Raw genomic sequence first — 5588 nt, forward strand, 5'->3', positions numbered from 1 at the left:
GTAGTCCTCGCGCAGCATCATGTCCCAGGTTCCGAGCACCCACAGCGCGTGGTGTGGGTCCTCCTCGGGCATCAGCGCCAGCTCGGCGCCCGAACGCATCGCGTAGACCTTCCGCGCCGACCACTGCGCAGGATCGGCGGCGGGTCCCGCCAGGTTGGCAGCCTCCGATTCCACACCCGTGTCTGCTGCCACGTCGAGCATCAGTGCGTCCAGCGTCTCGATCGCGTGCAGGGTGGCGCGGACCTTGCCGATGCAGCGGGGCGCAACGTGAGCATGCGCGGGCGTGAGGTGCTCGTTGCAGCCCTCGCGGCAGGTGCAGTGCCGCACGGGCTGGCCATCGTGGTCGCGCTCACAAGGCTCGCATCCGAGGCAGTCGCGGTCGTTGCAGGTCCGCAGGTGTGAACGCAGGTAGTGCCCGTAGCCGGGGACGTAGCGGCACGGCGCATCGGAGCGCGGAATGTTGCGGCCGGGCAGCGTCCAGTCCGGGGTGCCTTCATCGAGGGAGCGGCCGGACACGACACGGAATCGCTGTGCGCCCTTCTCCCGGCCTGAAATCACACCAGCGTCATTCGGTGTCACTCCGGCCCCGAAATCGCGGGAGGCGGCGATTCTGGCAGCCTCACGGGCATCTGTGGGGCAGTGGGCGCACTCGTAGACTGGCAGGTCGGACCACTCGCAGCGCAGATCGCTGCTCGGCTCGCTCATACGTCCTCCGTCTCGGTCTTGGCTCCGGCGAGCGCGGCCCGGCAGGCAGCGATCCCGGTGCGTGGGTCTCCGGCGTCCCAGGCGCGTGGTGGCGTGGCGGGCTCGTCGTCGGCGCGGGTGTCGGCCTCGCAGCCGCCGCAGGACGTGGCCCACTGGCCGGGGTGGCGCGGGCAGTCCTCGCCGCGCTTCGGCGGGTACAGCGGCCCGGCCTTGGGTGCGTCAGGCAGGAACGGCCGGTTGATCGCGCCGGGCGTCTTCGCCTCGGGGTCGGAGGCGTGGCGCGTGACCTGCTCGACCACGGTTGGGAGGTTGCGGCCGATCAGCTTTGCGATGACGGCGTAGATCCCGGCCTCGTCCCAGCGGCAGGCGCCGTAGGTCTCTTCGCGGAGACGCTTGGCGAGGTAGGTCAGGGCCCGGGCATCCTGGTCAGTGGTGGGCATCAGGCGCCGCCCCTCGCGCGGATCTGCTCCGCTTCCAGTGCGGCCTTGTGTGCCACGTAGAGGCGCCGATACTCGGACTCGTGCGCCTTCTTTAGCTCCGCGAGTGCCCGTTGCTGCGCTTTGGCGCGGAGGCGGTTGCGAGCGGTCCTCTCTGGGATGGCGCGATTGCGCCGGTCGTATTCGGCCTTGGCTGCGCGGCAGGCGTCGCACGGCGGCTCTCCCCGCTTGGAGTGACGCGACGCACCGTAAGGCGTCCCGTGCCGCTCATCCTTGCCACGGTCTCGTTCAGTGAAGCCGACCTGCACCATCACCGACCACCGCCGATCTCAGCCGCGAAGCGGCCATCCATCGTCGGTAGGTCACCGTGAGATGGATGGAATGAGTAACCACTGACACAACAGACCTGCGTAACAAAGAGATTCTGGTCTGGTCTGGTCTGGAGAAGCGTGACTCCCTGCGTCCGTCCCGCGTCCTGTCCGCCGTCTGTCACGTTGTGACGGACGCTGTGACTCCATGTGTGACTCACGCCGTCTCTCCTTCGTTCTGGGCGGCGTGACTTGCCCGCCACTCGGCCTTCCGTTGTGCGTCCTTCTTCCGCTTCTCGTCCCACCACGCCTTGCTCTTGTTCCAGTCGAGGTAGTCGTGGACCTCGTAGCCGTCTGGGTGAGGCATCCAGAGCCGAGCGTCGAGCAGCTCGGTCACCAGCGACGGCTTGTAGGTCGGCGTCAAGCGGGGCACTCGGCGCTTCTCAACTACGCCGTCCGTGGTGTTCTTCGCGCAGTAGCAGAGCGCCGCTGTGTGCAACCGGAAAGCACCATCCGAGAGTGCGTCGACCTTCGGGTGGTCGGCGAAGTTGTCGTCCAGGTTGAGGTAGGGCATCAGGTGCCCACCTCCTCGCCGTCGATGTAGACGCGCACGCTGCGGCCCTGTGGGCTGACGTACACCTCGACTCGGCGGTGATCGGTGACTACTTGCAGGACTCTCTGGCCCTTGTGCTCAAAGATGCGACTGACTTCGATAGGGCCCCACGTGAAGCCGTAGTCGGTGAGGGTGTCCATCAGGCAGCGTCCCCCTCCTCCTCGTATCCCGCGCACCCGCAGCCGCGCGCCAGACAGGCCCCGGTGTTGGCCCGGGCGGCGGGCTCGTAGCGGTGGCAGAGCGGGGTGTGGGTGCAGGTGCAGGTCATGTCAGCCCACTTCGAACAGCGCGGGTGCAGGTGCGCTGGACTCGCGCGGCGCCTTGTCAAGCTCGCCCAGGTTGAGCACCGCTTGCCGGTAGTAGGACGCCTTGAGCTCGGCGCCGATGCCGACGCGGCCCATCGCTACAGCGGAGTAGACCTCCGACCCGACGCCCATGAACGGCGTGAGCACGCGCTCGCCGGGCGCGGTTCGCAGGTCGAGATACCGCTCTATCACGTCCAGTTGCAGCGGATGGACGTGCTTCTCGTCGTCCTCGTCCTTGCCGTCCTGGAACGGCAGGACGCGGGACAGGCGCACGTCGTCCCACACGCTCGACGCGTAGCGTCTCCAGATCCAGTGCGAGTAGCGGTTGGCCTTCTGGTCACCGGTCCAGCCGCGATAGCGCTGCAGCTCGTGCGGCACCTGCTCCCCGCCGGCGTAGTCGCCGGTCAGGCCGCAGGGGTGAGGTATCGGCGTCTCGCCGGGCTTGCGGAAGATCAACAGTTCGTCGGGGGAGGCGACCCCGCCGAGCGCACCGTCCTCGACGATCGTCTTGTGCGCGAGGTTCTTCTGCATGGTCCGGTTGCGGACGGCCAGCGGCTCTTTCCAGATCACGTGCCGGGCGACGAACAGCCAGCCGATCTTCTGGTGGGCGCGGATCACGTCGCCGGGGAAGTCGGTGTAGGAGTCGCTGCCGGTGTTCGAGCTGGGCACGATCGCGGCGTGGACGCCGCTGGTCCGGCCGGGCAGGGTGAGCCGGTACTTCTCGCGGATCACGTACTCGTAGTGGTCGAAGAACTCGGCGTAGTCGCGGGCGTTGGACAGGTCCCGTTCGTCGCTGGAGTAGTGGTAGAGCCCCCCGAAGGGTGGGGAGTAGATCGATCCGTGGATCGATTCGTCGGGCAGCGACTGCAGTACGTCGATGCAGTCGGCGTTCCAGATCGCGTAGCGGTCGGTGATGAGTTGGTCGGCTACTGCAGCCACTTGGGGACCTCCATCGGCAGGTTGAAGTCGCGCGTGCGGTTGATTCGGAGCGCGTCGGTCATGTGGGTCATCAGCGCGTCGAACATCGCGTCGGCCGCGCGGGACTTGGTGTTGAGGCTTTCGAGGACGCGCTGGCCGCCCTTGGTGGTCACCACGTCCACAGTCACCGGGTGTTGCTGGCCGAACCGCCAGGAGCGGCGCACGGCTTGGTAGAACTGCTCATAGGAGTGGGTGGGGAAGTAGCTCATCCGGTGGCAGTGCTGCCAGTTGAGGCCCCAGGCGCCGATCGCCGGCTTGGTGACCAGCACCCGTATCTCACCGTCGGTGAAGGCCCTCAACTTCTCTTCCTTGGCCTCGGGCGCGTCCGATCCGGCGACTTCCACGGCCCCGTCGATGAGGCGGGTCAGCATCGCGGATTCGTCGTTGAGGTTGCACCAGGCGACGGCCGTATCGGCGTCGGCGAGCTGGGCGGCCGCGCCCTCGCAGCGGTCGGTCAGGGTGCGGCGGGCTTCCTCGCGTTCCTCGGCCAGTCCGAGTGCGGGCACGTCGAACAGGTGCTCGGGGTGGGTCTGTGATGCCTTGACCAGCGTCACGCGTTGCTGGAGGTCGGGCAGGTGGAACCCGGCGTCGTCGTAGCCGTAGTCCGATGGCTTGCGGATCGCGCGTGCCCAGGAGGACACCCAGCGCCAGAACGGTTCCTCGGCGTGTCCCTTGAACCGGTAGCCGCCCATCCCAGCCTGCACCCGCTTGCCGCCCTTGAATGCCATTGCGCGGTGGGTGGAGGTCCGGTTGTCGTTGACGAAGAACCGGCCGAGCATGTCCATGTACCCCAGGTGACCCAGGGCCTCGGACGACGTGCCCAGCTCGAGGTAGTCGTTCGGTGCGGCGGTGGCGGTGCCGAGCAGCCGGTAGGGCATCCGGCGCATGAACTCGGTGACCACGGCACGACGGGTTCCGTCGTACGCCTTGATCGCGCTGGATTCGTCGCACACCACGCCGCCGAAGTCGTCGGGGTCGAACTTCTCCAGCTGCTCGTAGTTGGTCACCGTGATCGGCGCGGTGACCGTCCCGTCGCGTGACGGGGCCGCGTCGGCACCGAACTTCTCGGCCTCGGCGACGATCTGGAACCCGACGGCCAGCGGGGTCAGCAGCAGCACCGGCTTCTTGGTGTGAGCGGTGACGTTCTGCGCCCAGGCGAGTTCCATCGGCGTCTTGCCGAGCCCGCAGTCGGCGAACAGGGCGGCGCGGCCTTGCTCGACGGCCCAGGCGACCAGCTCCCGCTGGAAGCCGAACAGGTGGTCAGGCAGGATCGTGGGCGCGAACCCGCCGGCGTTGGCCAGCTGCACCTTGTGGTCGAGGAAGTCCGCGTAGTCGGTGCGGGTGTCGACGGTGGCGGTCATGCCACTCCCTCCTCTCGCTCCCACCCGAACCGGGCGGCGATCTGCTCGGCGACGGCTCGCAGGCGTGCGGTGGCCGCGACGCGGGAGCATCCGGTCATGACGGTGGAGTGGTCGCGGTTCATCACCCGGCCGATCTGTGAGTAGTTGTCGCCGGCGAGGTGGGCGGCGTAGTAGGTGACGGCGCGGGCGTCGAGCACGTCGCGGCGACGAGAGTCGCCCATCACGTCGTCGAGGTCGATGTCGAAGGCGGTCGCGGCACGGCGGGCGACCTTCTTGGTGGCGGCGGCGACGGTGGCGCGCAGCAGTGGCTTGTCGGGGTCGACTGCGGCGGCGAGGACGACGGTGAGGGCGTACAGCTCTTGCCGGTCGAGTCCGGTGAGCAGGGCGGCCACGTCGTCGGGGTTCTCCTCGTCGACGGCCACGGCGAGCGCAGCGGCGACGGGCGTCATGGCTTGGGCAAGTCGGTCGGTCACCGCAAACCCCCCGGCTCCCGCAGCGGCCCGCTGGCGTTGCGCACGTGGGCCTTTCGCCAGTCCTCGATCGCGGGCTTGTGGAACGACGGCCCGGCACCGTCGCCACACCCGAGACAGCGGCAGAGCCATTTGCCGTCGGCGCGTTGGGTGGTCACGAGGTCGGGTCTGGTGCAGGTCATGGGGTCTCCTCGGTGTCCGGGTCGGTCAGCTCTAGCCACATCGCGGCGGGCTCGCCGGTGGGCGGGTGGATTCGGCAGGTCGCGGACGGCACGGTGACCCAGGAGTCCTCGGCGAGGACCCCCTCGTCGACCAGGGCGTCCTGCACCGCCTTGAGCGTCGGGAACAGGCCGTCAGCGTCGCGGCGTCGGCGGTCTGCGGGCCGGAAGTGCAGCGCGACGTGGGCGCCTG

At 68.5% G+C, this 5588-nt stretch carries 10 protein-coding genes; all 10 read right to left on the bottom strand.

Annotated elements, in window-relative coordinates; translation table 11 throughout:
* On the bottom strand, positions 1-705 hold a 705-nt coding region (locus VFJ21_09480), incomplete at its 3' end, for a hypothetical protein (GenBank protein HET7407346.1).
* Positions 702-1145 carry a hypothetical protein gene (locus tag VFJ21_09485; GenBank protein HET7407347.1) on the bottom strand — a complete coding sequence of 148 codons (444 nt, stop codon included), beginning with the start codon at positions 1143-1145 and terminating at the stop codon, positions 702-704. The genes VFJ21_09480 and VFJ21_09485, both read right to left, overlap by 4 nt.
* Complete coding sequence (locus VFJ21_09490; GenBank protein HET7407348.1) at positions 1145-1453, bottom strand: hypothetical protein; 309 nt, start codon at positions 1451-1453, stop codon at positions 1145-1147. The genes VFJ21_09485 and VFJ21_09490 overlap by 1 nt, the downstream gene beginning before the upstream one ends.
* Positions 1454-1667: 214 nt before the next feature.
* Positions 1668-2024 (bottom strand): hypothetical protein, encoded by a 357-nt coding sequence (locus VFJ21_09495; GenBank protein HET7407349.1) that lies wholly within the window; start codon positions 2022-2024, stop codon positions 1668-1670.
* Positions 2024-2203, bottom strand: coding sequence for a hypothetical protein (locus VFJ21_09500; protein HET7407350.1), 180 nt, complete (start codon positions 2201-2203; stop codon positions 2024-2026). The genes VFJ21_09495 and VFJ21_09500 overlap by 1 nt, the downstream gene beginning before the upstream one ends.
* A 129-nt stretch (positions 2204-2332) precedes the next feature.
* Positions 2333-3307 carry a DNA methyltransferase gene (locus VFJ21_09505; protein HET7407351.1) on the bottom strand — a complete coding sequence of 325 codons (975 nt, stop codon included), beginning with the start codon at positions 3305-3307 and terminating at the stop codon, positions 2333-2335.
* On the bottom strand, positions 3295-4707 hold the full coding sequence (locus VFJ21_09510; GenBank protein HET7407352.1) for a DEAD/DEAH box helicase: 1413 nt from the start codon (positions 4705-4707) through the stop codon (positions 3295-3297). Before VFJ21_09510 ends, VFJ21_09505 begins: the two co-directional genes overlap by 13 nt.
* The gene (locus VFJ21_09515) at positions 4704-5180 is read right to left on the bottom strand and encodes a helix-turn-helix domain-containing protein (protein HET7407353.1); all 477 of its coding nucleotides are present in this window, start codon (positions 5178-5180) and stop codon (positions 4704-4706) included. Before VFJ21_09515 ends, VFJ21_09510 begins: the two co-directional genes overlap by 4 nt.
* Positions 5177-5359: a hypothetical protein gene (locus VFJ21_09520; GenBank protein HET7407354.1), complete on the bottom strand. Its 183-nt coding sequence runs from the start codon at positions 5357-5359 to the stop codon at positions 5177-5179. Before VFJ21_09520 ends, VFJ21_09515 begins: the two co-directional genes overlap by 4 nt.
* Positions 5356-5588 (bottom strand): hypothetical protein (locus VFJ21_09525; GenBank protein HET7407355.1); only part of this gene is annotated, 233 nt, incomplete at its 5' end. The genes VFJ21_09525 and VFJ21_09520, both read right to left, overlap by 4 nt.

Source organism: Mycobacteriales bacterium (genome assembly GCA_035690485.1).
GTDB lineage: Bacteria > Actinomycetota > Actinomycetes > JAFAQI01 > DASSKL01 > DASSKL01.

What these genes read in the sequence shown, in the direction of transcription:
- VFJ21_09520 (HET7407354.1), bottom strand. Translation starts at nt 5,359, where the DNA reads ATGACCTGCACCAGACCCGACCTCGTGACCACCCAACGCGCCGACGGC.
- VFJ21_09500 (HET7407350.1), bottom strand. Translation starts at nt 2,203, where the DNA reads ATGGACACCCTCACCGACTACGGCTTCACGTGGGGCCCTATCGAAGTC.
- VFJ21_09490 (HET7407348.1), bottom strand. Translation starts at nt 1,453, where the DNA reads ATGGTGCAGGTCGGCTTCACTGAACGAGACCGTGGCAAGGATGAGCGG.
- VFJ21_09485 (HET7407347.1), bottom strand. Translation starts at nt 1,145, where the DNA reads ATGCCCACCACTGACCAGGATGCCCGGGCCCTGACCTACCTCGCCAAG.
- VFJ21_09510 (HET7407352.1), bottom strand. Translation starts at nt 4,707, where the DNA reads ATGACCGCCACCGTCGACACCCGCACCGACTACGCGGACTTCCTCGAC.
- VFJ21_09495 (HET7407349.1), bottom strand. Translation starts at nt 2,024, where the DNA reads ATGCCCTACCTCAACCTGGACGACAACTTCGCCGACCACCCGAAGGTC.